Source organism: Peterkaempfera bronchialis, from assembly GCF_003258605.2.
Lineage (GTDB): Bacteria > Actinomycetota > Actinomycetes > Streptomycetales > Streptomycetaceae > Peterkaempfera > Peterkaempfera bronchialis.
This window is the reverse complement of record NZ_CP031264.1, coordinates 6,019,888-6,035,009: the sequence shown is the minus strand read 5'-3', so window position 1 is coordinate 6,035,009 and position 15,122 is coordinate 6,019,888. Positions and strand designations below refer to the sequence as shown.

The window sequence follows — 15,122 nt, the reverse complement described above, 5'->3', positions numbered from 1 at the left end:
TGGTTCAGCCGGCCAGCAGGCTCAGGTCGGCGGCGGTGACCTGGTCGGTGAGGACCCGCTGCTGGATGCGCTGGAGTCCCGGTGAGGGGTCCAGGCCCAGTTCGTCGCGGAGGACCTCGCGCAGCCGCTGGTAGACCTGGAGGGCCTCGCCCCGGCGCCCGCACCGCTGGAGGGCGATGATCAGGCCGCCCTGGAACCACTCGTGCAGCGGGTGGGCGCAGGCCAGCTCCTTGAGCTCGCCGACCAGTTCGCGGTGGAGCCCGAGGTGGAGGTCGGCGCTGATCCGCAGCTCCATGGTGTGCATCCGCCGCTCCTGGAGCCGCAGGGCGTGCGCCTGGAGCATCCGGCCCTGGCCGACATCGGCGAGCGGCGGGCCGGTCCACAGCGCCAGAGCAGCGCCCAGCAGGTCGGCCGCCGCCCGTGCGTCGCCCTGCCGCAGCGCCGTCCGGCCGAGCGCGGAGAGGCCGTCGAACTCCTCCTCGTCGCACTCGCCGGAGGCCAGCCGGAGCAGATAGCCGGAGCTCTTGGTGAGCAGCGGGCCGGTCCCGGCGTCGGCGGGGTCGTCCCCTTCCAGCAGCTTGCGGAGCTGGTAGATGTAGGTCTGCACGGTGGCGGTGGCGCTGCGGGGCGGGCTGCCCTCCCAGAGTTCGGCGGCGATGTCGGGGATCGGCACCAGTTCATTGCGCCGGGCGATCAGCAGCGCGAGGACCTGGCGCACCTTGGGGGCGCTGGGGGTGGCGGGGCGGTCGCCGCAGGTGACGTCGAGCAGTCCGAGGGTGCGGCACTTCAGCATGGCGCCGCTCCGGAGGCGGGCAGTGCGGCCCGTGCCTTGAGCGCTTCCCACCAGGGCCGGTGGTCGCGGTACCAGGCGACGGTCTCGGCGAGGCCGTCGGCGAAGTCCCGGCCCGGCTTGTAGCCCAGCTCGGTGTGGATCTTGCTCCAGTCGACGGAGTAGCGGCGGTCGTGCCCCTTGCGGTCGGCGACGTACTCGACCCTCTCGGGGCCGGCTCCGCAGGCGTCGAGCAGCAGCGCCGTCAGGTCCGCGTTGCTCAGCTCGGTGCCGCCGCCGATGTTGTAGACCTCGCCCGCGCGGCCCTTGGCGCGCACCAGCTCGATGCCCTGGACATGGTCGTCGATGTGCAGCCAGTCGCGGACGTTGAGCCCGTCGCCGTACAGCGGGACGGTCCTGCCGTCCAGCAGGTTGGTGACGAAGAGCGGGATGAGCTTCTCCGGGAACTGGTGGTGCCCGTAGTTGTTGGAGCAGCGGGTGACCCGGATGTCGAGGCCGTGGGTGCGGTGGTAGGCGAGGGCGATCAGGTCGGAGGCTGCCTTGGAGGCGGCGTACGGAGAGTTGGGGGCGAGCGGCTGGGACTCGGAGCAGGAGCCGGTCGGGATGGAGCCGTACACCTCGTCGGTGGAGACATGGACGAAGGTGTCCACGCCGTGCCGCAGCGCGGCGTCCAGCAGGACCTGGGTGCCCAGCACATTGGTGCGGACGAACTCGCCGGAGTCGGCGATGGACCGGTCCACATGGGACTCGGCGGCGAAGTGGACCACCTGGTCGTGCTCGGCGACCAGCCGGCCGACCAACTCCTCGTCGCAGATGTCCCCGACGGCGAGGGTGAACCGGTCGGACCGGCGGACCTGGTCCAGGTTGGCGAGGCTGGCCGCGTAGGTGAGCTTGTCCAGGACGGTGAGGGAGACCTCGCCCGGGCCCGAGGGGCCGAGCAGGGTCCGCACATAGTGCGAGCCGATGAAGCCGGCGCCGCCGGTCACCAGGATTCTCGTCTGACTCATCTGGGCTGCGGCGCGGCGACCTGGGCGGTCCAGGTCGGCGGGGGCGCCGGTCTCCTTCCCATGGGTGCGTGGTCTGGGGTACAGCGGGCTGCGGGCTGCGGGCCGGTCAGCGCTCGGCGGTGAGCCGTTCGAGTACGGCGACCGTCTCATGCGGGGTGGGCATGGCCGCCGACTCGTCGCGCAGGCGGCGGGCGGCGGCGGCGAAGCCCGGGTCGTCCAGCAGGCGCCGGGTGTGGCGGACCACCTGATCGGCGTCGACCTGGCTGTGGTGTACGAAGATCCCGGCGCCCTGGCGCTCCAGGGACCGGCCGCGCAGCTCCTGGTCGGCGACCAGGGTGGAGAGGATCAGCTGGGGCACCGCATTGACCAGGGCGGTGGAGAAGGTCCCCCAGCCGCCGTGGTGGATGACGGCGGAGCAGCTGGGCAGCAGGGTGTTCAGGGCCACGTCGTCCACGATCCGGGCGTTGCCGGGGACCGGCCCGAGCAGTTCGCGCTGCCGGGGCAGCAGCGCGGCCACCACCTCCACGTCAAGGGGGGCGAGGGCGGCCAGGATCTCCGGTACCGAGACATAGTCGCCGCCGTACGCTTCGGTGTTGGACTGCCCGAGGGTGAGGCAGACCCGGGGCCGCTTGGGGGGTTCGCGCAGCCAGTCCCAGAGCACGGCGGAGCCGTTGTAGGGCTGGTAGCGCATGGAGAGCTGCCGCAGCGCGCTGGGCGGTCGCAGGCTGGGCGGCAGGGTGTCCAGTGTGTACTGGCCGTTGACCAGCTCCTCGTCGCAGCTGACGCCGTACGGGCGGGCGCGCTCGTCCAGCCAGTCGGCGAGCGGGTCGACCCGCTGGTCCTCGGGGGCCTGCCGCATCAGCTCGGTGAAGGTGGTGCGGGCCTGCCCGTAGACGTCCGCGCACCAGAGCAGCCGGAGGTGGGCGGCGCCGCTGACCCGGGCGGCGACGGCTCCGGCGTAGGCGAGCGGGTCGCGGATCACCAGGTCCGGCTGCCAGCTGCGGGCCAGCGCCACCATGCCGTCCATCACCGGCTCGTTGTAGAGCGCGAAGCCGTACGGGACGCTGATCTCGTAGCGGGCGCGGATGGCGGGCCAGTCCACCTCCCCGGGGCCGAGCCGGCTCCAGTTGGCCATGTCGTTGTCCTGGGAGTCCCGGGCGGCGGCCATCGCCTGGTGCAGGGTGTGGTCCCGGCCGACCGGTGCCGCGACCAGTCCGGCCCGGGTGATGGTGTCGGTGAGCGAGGGGGCGTTGGCCATCAGCACCTCGTGGCCGGCCGAGGTCAGGGCCCAGGCCAGCGGCACCATGCCGTAGAGGTGCGACTTCTCGGACAGGCCGGCGAACAGGACGCGCATGGGACCCCTTCGGGTGCTCGGGCGGTGGCGGCCGTGCGGGGCGGCCGTCATCGGACCGCTCGCAGGGCGGCGAGCAGCGTCCTGGCCTCGGCGTCGAGCCGGTGGCCCCGGTCGAGCAGCCGGTCCAGCCCGGGGAGGCTCACCCAGTGGTGGCGGCCGTCGGCTCCGTCGGGCAGCGCGGAGGCGTCGATGACCAGGTGGCGGGTGCGGGCGTGGTGGAAGCGGCTGCCCTCCTCGGACAGCTCGGTGTCGAAGAGGACGCGCTCCGGCGGTGCGTGGTGCACCGCGTCCAGACAGGGCGTACGGGGGTCGGTGTACGGGTCGGGGGTGGACCGCACGGTCGGGCCGAGCGCCACCCTGCCGGGCCGGTCGGGGTCCGGGTGGGCGCCGAGCAGCAGCCGCGGCACCCCGCCGACCTCCTTGACCAGCAGGGCGGCCGTGCCCGGCCGGTGCGGCCTCAGCAGCGGCTGGGACCAGGCGGGCACCTCGCGGCGGGCGGAGCGCACATCCACGGCGACGATGTCGAAGAGCAGCCCGCTGCGGTCGGCGAGCCCGGACGGCGAGGGGTTCCAGCCGGCCACCCGGGAGAGCGCCGTCCGCTCCACGGTGGCCTGGTGCGCGGCCCCGCAGCGGGCGATCCAGCGGTCGGTCTCGGCTGCCGCGTACGGGTCGTCGGCGTCAGGGGTGTCGGCGTCAGGGGTGCCGGCGTCGGCGTGCCAGTCCGGCAGGGTCGAAAGCACCGTACGGGCGTCGGCGCTGACCAGGTTGGGCTGCCGCAGCAGCGCATTGACCTGGCCGAGGGTCAGCCAGCAGAAGTCGGGCCCGGCGCCGACCTCGGGGCCGGCCTCCACCACCAGGGCGCGGTTGCGCCCCTGCGCCAGCCAGGGGCCGGGTCCGGGCAGCGGCACCTCGGCCACCACCCGCTCCGGCGCGGGGGCGAGGAAGTGCCCGACATAGGGGACCGCCGCGCCGCCGTGCACCCGGTCGTAGTTGCTCGGCGTGGCCTGGACGGTGGGGGCGAGCTGGATGCCGCCGATGTTGCCCGGTTCGGCCTTGGCCTGCATCAGCAGGTGCAGCAGACCGCCGATCTCACGGACCAGCAGGCCCAGCAGCCCGGTCTCCGGCTGGACGATCACCGGCTGGTCCCAGTCCGGGACGGGGCCGTCGCCGCGCCGCACCCGCAGCCCCTCCACGGAGAAGAACCGCCCGCTGGTGTGGCGGAGGTCGCCGGTGCGGGGCTCGACGTACCAGTCCGCCATCCGGTCCAGCCGGGTGGGGCGTACCTGCTGTGCATGCGCCCACCAGCGGCGGGAGAGCCAGTCGAGGAACTGCTCATTGGTCGTCACCGCACCGTCGGTGGCCGCCGCCGAGTCCGCGAGCCGGGAGAGCAGCGCCCGGTCCGGGCGCCGCAGCAGCTTCGGAAGACCGACCTCGTTCATCGCTTCGCCTTTCGGTGTCAGTCCCCCCGGGTCAGTCCTCCCGGACGGTGACGGCACCGGCCGGGCAGGTGTCACGTGCCTCGTACACCGCCTCCCGCAGCCGGTCCGCCGGCCGCTCGACCAGCAGGAAGGCCAGGCCGTCCCGCTCGTCCTGGTCGAAGACCTCACGGGCGGCCAGCACGCACTGCCCGGCCCCCAGGCACCTGTCCCGGTCGATCGCGATCTCCATACGGACCCTCTGCCCTTCAGAACCGTGGAAGGCCATCTTGCGGTCGGCGGTGCCCGGTTGCGGACCGCCGCCGCCGGGGTCTGGGAATTCCTCCAGACAATCGCGGCACCCCACGTCAGCGTCCGGGACTCGGTGAATCCCTAGAGTCCGCCGGAGACGCTGGCCCGCCGTCCCCCCGCCGTGCTGGGCTGAGTCGACGGCCGACCCGCCCGGCCCCGGCCGGCGGTGCGACATCCGGTCCTGGCCTACCGCCGGGCCGCGCGAAAGGGGAATCTCTGGTGGCGCAGCACGACAGCGTGGACGTCCTGCCCGATGCACCGCCGCCGCGGGTCCCCGGCCCGGAGGTCGGCAAGGCCCCCACGGTGGAGCCGGACGGCGGGGCGACGCTGCTGGCCTGGCTGCGCCGGATGCGCGACGAGCAGCCGGTGTGGCGGGACGAGGCGGGCAACACCCATGTCTTCCGCCACCAGGAGGTGCAGCGCATCCTCTCCGATCCGGCGACGTTCTCCTCCGACACCGTGGGCCGGCTCTCCGGCGGTGAGCGGCAGGCGCCGCGCGGCACCCTGCTGCTGCTCGACCCGCCGCTGCACAGCAAGATGCGGCGGCTGGTGAGCCGGGCCTTCACCACCGGGCTGATCGCCGGTCTGGAGCCCTGGATCACGGAGCTGACCACGGAGCTGCTGGACGCCGTCGACTCCGACCACTTCGATCTGGTGGACGCGGTCGCCAACCCGCTCCCGGTGACCGTCATCGCCGGGATGCTGGGGGTGCCGCTCTCCGACCGGTCCCTCTTCCAGGGCTGGGCGGACCAGCTGCTCTCCACGGACCCCGACGACCCGCAGAGCGTGCAGCGGATGGAGGAGACCGCCGTCCGGATCTCCGGCTACCTCCAGGAGTTCATCACCGCGCGCCGGGAGCGGTCGCACGACGACCTGCTGGGCACCCTGGTCCAGGCCGGGATCGACGGGGAGCGGCTGACGGACGAGGACATCGTCAGCTTCGCCACCCTGCTGCTGCTGGCCGGGCACATCACCACCTCGGTGCTGGTCGGCAATACGGTGCTCTGCCTCGACCGGCACCCGGAGCTGCTGCGGACGGTGCGGGAGGACCGGTCGCTGATCCCGGCGCTGATCGAGGAGACGCTGCGGCTGCGGCCCCCCTTCACCCGGATCGAGCGGGTGCCGGTCCGGGAGGTGGAGATCGGCGGGGTGACCGTCGCGCCGGACACCCTGGTCCATCTCTGGCTGCTGTCGGCCAACCACGACGAGCGGGCCTTCGAGGACCCGGCGGCCTTCGTCCCGGGCCGCTCCAATGCGCGGCAGGCGGCGTTCGGCCATGGCATCCACTACTGCATCGGGGCGCCGCTGGCCCGGCTGGAGGGCCGCATCGTGATCGACCTGCTGCTCGACCGGTTCTCCGACATCCGGGTCGACCCCGGCGCCCGGCTGAGCTACCACGGCACCAATGTGTACGGCGCGCGGCATCTCCCGCTGGCCGTCAAGCGGGCCTGAGCCCTCCCCCTCCCCCATTCCCCCGCAGCACACGGACCGCGCCCCAGGGCCGGACCGGACGGAGACGACATGACCACCAGGCCCGAGCCACCCGTGATCCCCAGCGAGCGCGGCAAGTGCCCGTTCGACCCGCCCGCGGAGTACGCCCGGCTGCGTGAGCAGGACCCGATCAGCCCGATCACCTTCCAGGTCGCCCCCGGGGACCGCGACGGCTGGCTGGTCACCCGGCACGACTACGTCCGGCAGATCCTGGCCGACGACCGCTTCAGCCACCGCAATGAGCTGCTGGCCCATGTGGTCGCGCCGCCGTTCCCCATCCCGGAGTATGTGCCGCAGCCGTCCCCGCCCGGCGCCTTCGCCAAGACGGACGCGCCCGAGCACTCCAAGTACCGCAGGCTGCTGGCCGGGCACTTCACGGTCCGCCGGATCCAGCAGCACGAGCCGGAGCTGACCCGGATCATCGACGGGGTACTGGACGAGATGGCCGGGCTGGAGCCGCCGGTCGACCTGCTGAAGGTCTTCGCCGAGACGGTGCCCGCCCGGTCGGTCTGCTCGCTGATGGGCGTCTCGCCGGAGCTGGTCTCGGACATGTCCGAGCACTTCGGCGCGCTGATGAAGCTCACGTACACCCTCGGGGAGTTCATCCACCACCTGGAGTCGATCAACGAGATCCTCGGGCGGATGGTCAAGACCCGGATCGACGAGCCCGCCGACGACTTCTTCGGCCAGCTCATCGCGACCGGCGAACTCACCGAGGAGGAGCTGGTCAACCTGGCGGTGCTGACCGTCGGCGGCTCCCTGGACACCACCCCCAACATGCTCGGGCTGAGCACCTTCGCGCTGCTGGAGAACCCCGACCAACTGGCCGAACTGCGGGCCCGCCCGGAGCTGTACGAGACCGCCGTGGACGAGCTGATGCGCTATCTGACGATCTCCCAGATGGGCTCCAGCCGCTGCGCGCTGGAGGATGTGGAGATCGGCGGCCGGACCATCAAGGCCGGTCAGACGGTGGTGCTGTCGCTGCCCGCCGCCAACCGCGACCCGGCCCTCTTCGACAACCCGGACGCGCTGGATGTGACCCGCGTCCCGCGCAAGCACCTGGCGCTGGGCTTCGGCATCCACCAGTGCCTGGGCCAGCACCTGGCCCGCGCCACCCTGCGGATCGGCCTGCGCCGCCTCTTCGAGCGGTTCCCCACGCTGCGCCTCGCGGTCCCCGCCGACCAGGTGCCGCTGCGCGACCGGGCCGTGCACTACGGCGTGGACTCGCTCATGGTGACCTGGGGCTGACCGGCGGAGGCGAGCAGAGCTGTGACGACCTTCCGCACCCCCGTGAAGAGCCGCACGGAGCAGACCTTCCGGGTCCGCGCCGGTGAGGCGAGCGGCGACCGGGTCCGGCTCAGCGGGTACGACCTGCTGACCGGCCCGGTCTACACCCCGCTGACGTTCTTCTACCGCCGCACGCTGGACGGTGCGGCGCTGCGCGCCTCGCTGGCCAGGACGCTGCGGCACTACCCGATGCTGGCGGGCCGGCTGAAGCGGGACGCCGACGGCGGCCTCAGCGTGCTCTGCGACGACGCGGGCGCCCGCTTTGTGGAGGCGTCCTCACCCGACCCCATGCCGGACTACGGGCCCGACCGGCGGGCCGAGCCCGTGGTCGGCAACTTCCTGCGCGAGGTCGGCCCGTTCCGGGTGGTCGACCGGGACACCCCGCTGCTCAAGGTGCGGCTGACCCGGATGCGGGGCGGCGGCTCGATCCTCGGCGTGGTGATCAACCACAGCCTGGCCGACGGCAGCAGCAGCCTGGCCTTCCTGGAGAGCTGGTCGCGGGTCCACCGGGGGCTCGCCCCCGCCGCGCCCTGCCACGACCGGGGGCTGCTGGACGCCCTCGGGGAGCCGGCCCGCAGCGCCGAGGCGATCCGCGACCGGGCCTTTGTCGCCGTACCGCGCCGTACCCATCTGCACGCCACCGCGCGGCTGGGCTTCAAGCGGCTGGCCACGGTCGCCACCCGCTTCGCGGCGGCGGAGGTCGCCGCGCTGAAGGAGGTCGCGACGGCGGACCTGGCCGGTACCGGGCGGTGGGTGTCCACCAATGACGCGCTGACCGCCCATCTGTGGCAGGTCCTCGGTCGGCTGCGGGCCCGGCCGGACGCCGCCACCGAGTGGCTCGGCCTGGTGGTCGGCGCCCAGTCGCAGCTCGGCGGCGCGCTGCCCGAGGGGTACTGGGGCAACTGCGTCACCAACAGCTGGACCGGGACGACCGCCGCCGAGCTGCGGTCCCGGCCGCTCGGGGAGACCGCCCGGGCCATCCGGGCCGGGCTGGAGGCCAACACCGAGGAGAAGGTCCGCGACGAGATCGCCTTCCTCAACGCCCACCGCCGACTGGGGGTCTCCCGGCGGGTGATGTCCACCCGGGCGTTCGATGTCTTCGACACCGCCGTCACGGTCAACAACTGGTCGAGGTTCCCCCTCTACCGCATCGACCTGGGCGCGGGCACGCCCTTCTGGTACGAGTTCCCCGACCTGCCCATCCCGACGGTGCACATCGCCCCGACCCCGGACGGGGACGGCGGGCGGGACGTGTACCTCTGCCTGCCCCTGCCGCACGCCGAGGAGATCCGCACCCGGCCCTGGCAGGAGCGGCTGCACTGCCATGCACCGTCGCTCCCCGGGGCCCGGGCGAGCTGATCCCACGGACCGTCAACCCCGGCTGCTCTCTGGGGATTTGCCCACCTTCACCTCGGCGAGGATGGGCGCGCGCCCGCCCTGTTCCTGTGCATAGGATGCCGAACGTGACCGATCAGCCGCAGCATGCCGCTGACCACGCCGATCAGCGGACGGACCGCGACCTGCCGCGCCCGAAGGCACCTCCGCCCTGCACCTTTGCGACACTCGTCGACCGCGAGCAGGAACGCGCCGCGCTCTCCTCCCTGGTCCGAGGCACCCGCGCCGGAGGAGCCGCCATCGCCCTGCTGGAAGGGCCGGTCGGCAGCGGCAAGAGCCGACTGCTGCGCAGCCTGACCGCCGAGGCGCGGCTGAACGGCATACGCGTCCTGGAGGCGCGCTGCGACGCATTGGAGCGCGACTTCCCGTTCGGTGCGGTGCGGCGGCTCTTCGAACCGCTGCTGGCCTCGGCCGACCCGCAGCAGCGGGCCCGGCTGCTGTCCGGCAACGCCCGGGCGGCGCGGCAGGCGCTGGGCTCGGAGGCGCTGCACGGCAGCATGATGGACCTGGCGGAGGACGTCTCCTTCGCGGTGCTGCACGGGCTCTACTGGTTCACCTCGCATCTCGCGGAGCAGGGGCCGCTGGTCATCGCGGTGGACGACGCGCACTGCGCCGACCTGGCGTCGCTGCGGTTCCTGGTGCACCTCGCCCGCCGCCTCGAAGGGCTGCCGGTCCTGCTGGCCGTCTCCCAGCGCACCGGGGACCGGGCCACCGGGGCGGCCCTGCTGGACGACCTGGCCGCGCAGCCGCTCTGCCGTGTGATCCGCCCCCGGCCGCTGACCCACGACGGGATCGCCGAGCTGGTACAGGAGGTCCTCGGCCGGACCTCCGACGAGGCGTTCCACGCCGCCTGCCTGGCCGCCACCGGCGGCAACCCGTTCCTGGTGCACGCTCTGCTGGCCGCGCTGCGGCTGCACGGCGAACCGCCCACCGTGGAGAGCCTGGAGCGCATCTCCGCCCATGACAGCAGCCTCTTCGCCGAGCCCATGCTGCGGGTCCTGCGGCAGCAGCCTCCGGCCGCCATGGCCGCCGCCCGCGCAATGGCCGTCCTCGGGGACGGCAGCCCGGCCGAGAGCTGTGCCCGGCTGGCCGGACTGGATGTCGCGACGCTCGTCCCGGCCCTGCGGACGCTGGGCTCCCTCGGCCTGCTGACCGGCACCGAGGACGGCCGGACCTGGTCGTTCAACCACGGCATCGTCCGGGAGGTCATCCTGGCGGACATGCCGTCCGCCGAGCGGGCCGAGAGCCACCGACGGGCCGCCCGGCTGCTGCTGGACGACGGGGCGCGGGCCGAGCAGGTGGCCGCGCACCTGCTGATGACCGAGCTGCCGGCGACCGGGGAGTGGGCGGTCACGGTGCTCCGCGAGGCCGCCCGGGAGGCGTCGTTCCGCAGCGCCCCGGCGCTCGCCGTGGACCTGCTGCGGCACTGCCTGCCCGATGAGGTGGACCCCGCCGCCGACGCCGCCCTGCTGGTCGAACTGGGCCTGGCCGAGGCCGCGGTCGACACGCACGCCAGCGTGCGCCATCTCCAGCTGGCGCTGGAGCATGTCCATGAGCCGCTGCCGCGCTTCTTCGTCCTCTCGTCGCTCTCCAGCGGGCTGGTCCGCAGCGGGCAGGCCGCGCAGGCGGTGCGGCTGCTGGCCGAGCAGACCCCCACCGTGCGGGACGCCACCGGGGACCTCTCCCGGCTGCTGGAGGGGCAGCGGCTGCTGGCCGCCTACGAGGACCTGCCGAGCTACCGGGACATCCTCGGCGAGTCCTCGTTCGGGCTGGAGCTGCCCGGGCACACCCCCGGGGAGCGCGGCCTGCTCGCCGCCCGGGCCGGCGTCGTCGTGGTGCGCGGGGACCGGGCGGCGGAGGCCGCCGCCGCGGCCGGGCGGGTGCTGCGGCGCGGCGAGTCGGCGGCCGACTCGCCGTTCTTCCTGGCCAGCGCCGCGACCGTGCTGCTCTACGCCGACCGGCCCGACGAGGCGGACGCGGCGTACCGGCGGATCATGGGCAGCGCGGACCAGGACCACAGCACGCTCTCCTACAGCGTGTGCAGCGGCCTGCGGTCCGAGGCCGCCTACCGGCTGGGGGCCCTCCCGGAGGCGCTGGACGCCACCCGGACGGCGCTCGACCTGGCGCCGCCGGGGACGTCGGGCATGGCCCAGCTGCTGCCGGCCTCCACCCGCATCCATGTGCTGCTGGAGTACGGGGACCTGGCCGGTGCGGAGGCGGTCGCCGCCCAGCGGTTCGCCAAGGCCGCTGCGGACACCTGGCGGTGGAACGAGTACCTGGCGGCGCGCGGGCGGCTGCGGCTGGCCCAGGGCGAGCCGGAGGCCGCGCTGGCCGACCTGCTGGAGTGCGGCCGGCGCCAGGTGCAGTGGGCGCGGACCAGCCCGGCGGTCTCCTCCTGGTGGGTCTGGGCGGCCCGCGCCCATCTCGCCCTGGGGAACGGCGGGCGGGCCCGGGCGCTGGCCGAGGAGGCCGTGTTCCGCGCCCGGCGCGGCGATCTGCCGTATGCGCTCGGCGCGGGTCTCAGCCTGCTCGCGCAGACCGAGACGGGGGCCAAGGCGGGGGCTAAGGCAGGGGCTGAGACGGGGGTGCGGCGGCTGGCGCTGCTGGAGGAGGCGCTGGCGATGCTGGAGGACTCGCCCGCCCGGCTGGAGCTCACCAGGGTGCTGATCGCCCAGGGGGCGGCGCTGCATGAGTCGGGCCGTACCGAGGCCGCGCGGGAGGTCCTGCGCCGGGGGCTGGAGTCGGCGTACGCGCTGGGGGCGCGGGTGCTGCGCGCACAGGCCCACCACGCGCTGCTGGCCACCGGCGCCCGGCCGCGCCGCCCGATGTCGAGCGGCCTCGCCTCGCTCACCCCGAGCGAGGCCCAGGTGGCGCGGCTGGCCGCGGACGGCCGGACCAACCAGGAGATCTCGGAGGCGCTGTTCGTCACCCAGCGCACCGTCGAGCAGCATCTGACCTCGGTCTACCGCAAGCTCGGCAGCTCCGGGCGGCGCAGGCTGCGCTCGCTGCTCGACGGCGCCACCGACAGCGAGCCCGCGTAGTCGGCGGGGCAGGGTTCCGGCCACTCCCCGATTGTTGGCATGTTCCTGCTATCGCTGCTGTAGGGTGACCCCCGGGGCGGCGGCCCCACCTTCTCTCTCCCAGGAGACGGCCACAGGATGACCAGCCCACCGCACGGCCGCGACGATCGGGGCGATCGGGACGCGGACACGGGCGACGCCGGGCTGCCGGGCCTCCTGAGGATGACGGGCAGCGCCCTCTCCCCTGGTGCGACACACAGGTGATCGGGGCGATCCATCTCGCCATGCGAGAGGAATATGTTCAAATGCCGGATGTTGCACGTTCAAGTAAACCTTGTAAGCTGTGCTGCATGCTCCTGACAATCCCCCCATCTGCCACACACTACCGGAGCATTCCTCCACCCGGGCGTACCGCCCGCCGCACACCGCAGCCGGAGCCCGGAACCCCCGCTCCGCTGTGACCCACCGCTCCTCACCCATGGCAGACCCACGCCTCGGAATCAAGGAGTCCGCATCATGCACCCCCAACTCGCCCATCACCAGGACACCGAGGACACCGGGGAGCCCTTCTACGGCTACGGCCGGCCGCTGACCGTTCGCGGCGTCGGACCGTCCCTCGTACGGCGGCTGGCCTCGGAGGTGCGCGCGGGGGTGCCCACGGCCATCGCCGTCATCGGGCCGCGCGGAGCGGGACGCACCACCTTCCTGCGCCGCGCCGCGGCCTTCGCCTCCGCCTCGGGGGTGACCGTCCTGACCGGCCGGGGATCCCCCTCGGAACAGCAGTCGACCTGCGGTGTGGCCCTGCAACTGGCCTCCGCGCTCCCCGACGCCGAGCGCCCGGCCGACCTGGAGCAGGCACTGACCGCGCCCCCTCGCCGCTCGGTGCTGGTCGAGGGGTTCAGCCAGGCGCTGCTGCGCGCCGCCCGCCGACGCCCGCTGGCGCTCGCCGTCGACGATGTGCAGTGGGCGGACCCCCACTCCCTCGATGTGCTCTGCGCCGTGCTGCGCCGGATGCGCTCCACCCGGCTGACCGTGATGATCTCGATGACGGGGACCGCGCCGGACGTCCCCGCCTCCTGCACCGAACTGCTCACCCTGGTCTGCTCGCCGCCGGTCCGCGGGCATGTGGTGCGGCTGGACCCGCCGCCGCCCCCGACGGTGCCCGCCCAGCGCACCGCGCAGCTGGCCCGGTCCCGGCGGACCGGCGCCGCACCCCGCCCCCGGGGAACGGGCTGCCGACCCGGCAGCGCCCCCGGCCCGGCAGCACCCCGCCGACGGCCGCCCCGGACCGGACCGCCGACCTGACCTGGGGCATGGCGCCGGAGCCGCTGGCCCTGCTGCGCGGCATGGCCGCCTGCCGGGACCTGCTTCCGGTCCCGCTGGTCTCCGCCCTGGTCGGCCTGGAGGAGACCTCCACCGTCTCCGCGCTCCGCGCCCTGCGCGCCGCCGGTCTGGTGACCTCGGATCAGCCGCCCCGGCTGACCGGCCTGGTCAACCCCGAGCGGGTGCTCTCCGCGATGGACGACGCCGACCGGCAGGCCCTGTACGAGCAGGCCGCCGAACTCGGCCACCAAGCCGCCCTCCAGGACGAGGCCCTGGCCGACCTGCTGCTGCGGGCCCGGCCCTCCGGGGCGCCCTGGGTCAGCGGCACCCTCCGCCGGGTCGCCGCCGCATGCCGGGCCCGTGGCGAGCACCGGCGGGCGGTGCGCTGCCTGGCACGCGCCCTCCAGGAGCCGCTGCCCGCCGACGAGCACGCCCGGCTGCTGGTGGAGCTGGGCACCGCCGGCTGCCTGACGGACCCGGACGCCGCCGACCGGTTCCTGGTCCAGGCCCTGCACGGCACCGGCCGCCACGGCGGCACCTGGAACCGGCCCACTGCCGCCGACCTGCTGCTGGCCCGGGGGGACGCGGTGGCCGCGCGGCACGCCCTGGCGGCGGCCTACCCGGCGGCGCGGGACGACGAGCAGGAGCGGGCCGCGCTGCTCGCCCTGCACTGGTTCGCCGAGAACGCCCGGCTGGACGAGAGCGGCCTGGAGGGCATCCTGTCGGACATGCCCGCGCTGCCGGCCGTACCGCAGGACCCGTCCGGCCTGGCCGCCGCCGCCTGGCAGGCCGCAACGGTCGGCCAGGACGCCGCCCGCGCCCGGAACCTCGGCCTCGCCGCGCTGGACTTCCCACTCCGTGGACTGCCGCTCTACCCACGGCTCTTCGCCTGCCGCGCGCTGGGCGTCACCGACGAGGTCGACGCCGCCCACACCGGCCTCTCCGCCGCCCTCGCCGAGGCCAGACGGCGGCAGATGCCGCCGCTCGTCGGGCTCGCGCTGCTCTTCAGCTGCGAACTGCACCTGAGATGCGGAGACATCGGCAGGGCCGCCCGGGACCTGGCGATGGCCCGGATCGAGATGCCGATCAGCGCCTGGCATCCCACCATGGCCCCTGCGGTGCAGGCACTGGAGGTACGGATCCGGGTCGCCCGCGACCAGTTGGACGCCGCGGAGAACATCGCCTACCTGGACTGCCCGGTCGGCGGGGAGCAGCGCTACTCCTGGCCGCAACTGCTCTTCGCCCGGGGGGTCCTCCGCCTGGCCCAGGGTCGGCCGCAGGAGGCGGCGGCCGAGCTGCGGGAGTGCGGGCGGTGGCTGCTGGCCCGGGGCTGGACCAGCCCCGGGCTGATGGCCTGGCGCCCGGTCCGGGCCATCGCCCACGCCTGCTCCGGCGAGTCGGCGGAGGCGGCCCGGCTGCTCGCCGAGGAGCAGCGGCTGGCCGCCCGCTGGGCTACCCCGAGCGCCCTGGGGACGGTGGACCTGATCTCCGGTCTGCTGGCGGAGGGCGATCCGGCGGTGCGGCTGCTGGAGTGCGCCGTGCAGCGGCTGCGGGTATCGCCGGCGGCCGACCTGTACGTCCTCGCGCTGGCGCAGCTCGCCTCGGCCCGGGACCGGCTCGGCGAGCGGGACTCCTCCTGCTCCCTGCAGGCCGAGGCCGCGCAACTGGCCGCCGGGCTCGGGCACACGCTCATGCACGATCGGCTCCGCACCGACCGCTGACGCCGTC

Annotated in this window: 11 protein-coding genes; 6 read left to right on the top strand and 5 right to left on the bottom strand. The window is 74.2% G+C overall.

What is annotated here, in order from left to right; all coding sequences use genetic code 11:
* Positions 1 to 4: 4 nt before the first annotated feature.
* The 5 genes from C7M71_RS25890 to C7M71_RS25870 all read right to left on the bottom strand — a co-directional run bounded on the left by C7M71_RS25890 (position 5) and on the right by C7M71_RS25870 (position 4,819).
* Positions 5 to 793 carry an AfsR/SARP family transcriptional regulator gene (locus C7M71_RS25890; protein WP_111490650.1) on the bottom strand — a complete coding sequence of 263 codons (789 nt, stop codon included), beginning with the start codon at positions 791 to 793 and terminating at the stop codon, positions 5 to 7.
* Entirely contained in the window at positions 787 to 1,797 is a 1,011-nt protein-coding gene (rfbB, locus tag C7M71_RS25885) for a dTDP-glucose 4,6-dehydratase (RefSeq protein ID WP_111490649.1), read from the bottom strand. Before rfbB ends, C7M71_RS25890 begins: the two co-directional genes overlap by 7 nt.
* Before the next feature lie 106 nt (positions 1,798 to 1,903).
* Positions 1,904 to 3,151: an activator-dependent family glycosyltransferase gene (locus C7M71_RS25880; protein WP_111490648.1), complete on the bottom strand. Its 1,248-nt coding sequence runs from the start codon at positions 3,149 to 3,151 to the stop codon at positions 1,904 to 1,906.
* Positions 3,152 to 3,198: 47 nt separating this feature from the next.
* Complete coding sequence (locus C7M71_RS25875; protein WP_111490647.1) at positions 3,199 to 4,590, bottom strand: NDP-hexose 2,3-dehydratase family protein; 1,392 nt, start codon at positions 4,588 to 4,590, stop codon at positions 3,199 to 3,201.
* A gap of 31 nt (positions 4,591 to 4,621) precedes the next feature.
* Positions 4,622 to 4,819 (bottom strand): ferredoxin, encoded by a 198-nt coding sequence (locus C7M71_RS25870; protein ID WP_111490646.1) that lies wholly within the window; start codon positions 4,817 to 4,819, stop codon positions 4,622 to 4,624.
* A gap of 278 nt (positions 4,820 to 5,097) precedes the next feature.
* Here C7M71_RS25870 and C7M71_RS25865 point away from each other — a divergent pair, with 278 nt between their 5' ends.
* From C7M71_RS25865 to C7M71_RS25840, 6 genes are all read left to right on the top strand, one after another.
* Positions 5,098 to 6,330 (top strand): cytochrome P450, encoded by a 1,233-nt coding sequence (locus C7M71_RS25865; RefSeq protein ID WP_229758912.1) that lies wholly within the window; start codon positions 5,098 to 5,100, stop codon positions 6,328 to 6,330.
* 69 nt (positions 6,331 to 6,399) lie between these two features.
* Complete coding sequence (locus tag C7M71_RS25860; RefSeq protein WP_111490645.1) at positions 6,400 to 7,617, top strand: cytochrome P450; 1,218 nt, start codon at positions 6,400 to 6,402, stop codon at positions 7,615 to 7,617.
* Positions 7,618 to 7,659: 42 nt separating this feature from the next.
* Entirely contained in the window at positions 7,660 to 9,015 is a 1,356-nt protein-coding gene (locus C7M71_RS25855; RefSeq protein WP_162824379.1) for an acyltransferase, read from the top strand.
* A 104-nt stretch (positions 9,016 to 9,119) separates the two neighbouring features.
* Positions 9,120 to 12,092, top strand: a complete 2,973-nt coding sequence (locus C7M71_RS25850) for a helix-turn-helix transcriptional regulator (protein ID WP_162824377.1) — start codon at positions 9,120 to 9,122, stop codon at positions 12,090 to 12,092.
* A 495-nt stretch (positions 12,093 to 12,587) separates the two neighbouring features.
* Positions 12,588 to 13,376, top strand: a complete 789-nt coding sequence (locus tag C7M71_RS25845) for an ATP-binding protein (RefSeq protein WP_114914574.1) — start codon at positions 12,588 to 12,590, stop codon at positions 13,374 to 13,376.
* A gap of 8 nt (positions 13,377 to 13,384) precedes the next feature.
* Positions 13,385 to 15,115: a hypothetical protein gene (locus C7M71_RS25840; RefSeq protein WP_114914573.1), complete on the top strand. Its 1,731-nt coding sequence runs from the start codon at positions 13,385 to 13,387 to the stop codon at positions 15,113 to 15,115.
* The last annotated feature ends 7 nt before the right edge of the window (positions 15,116 to 15,122 follow it).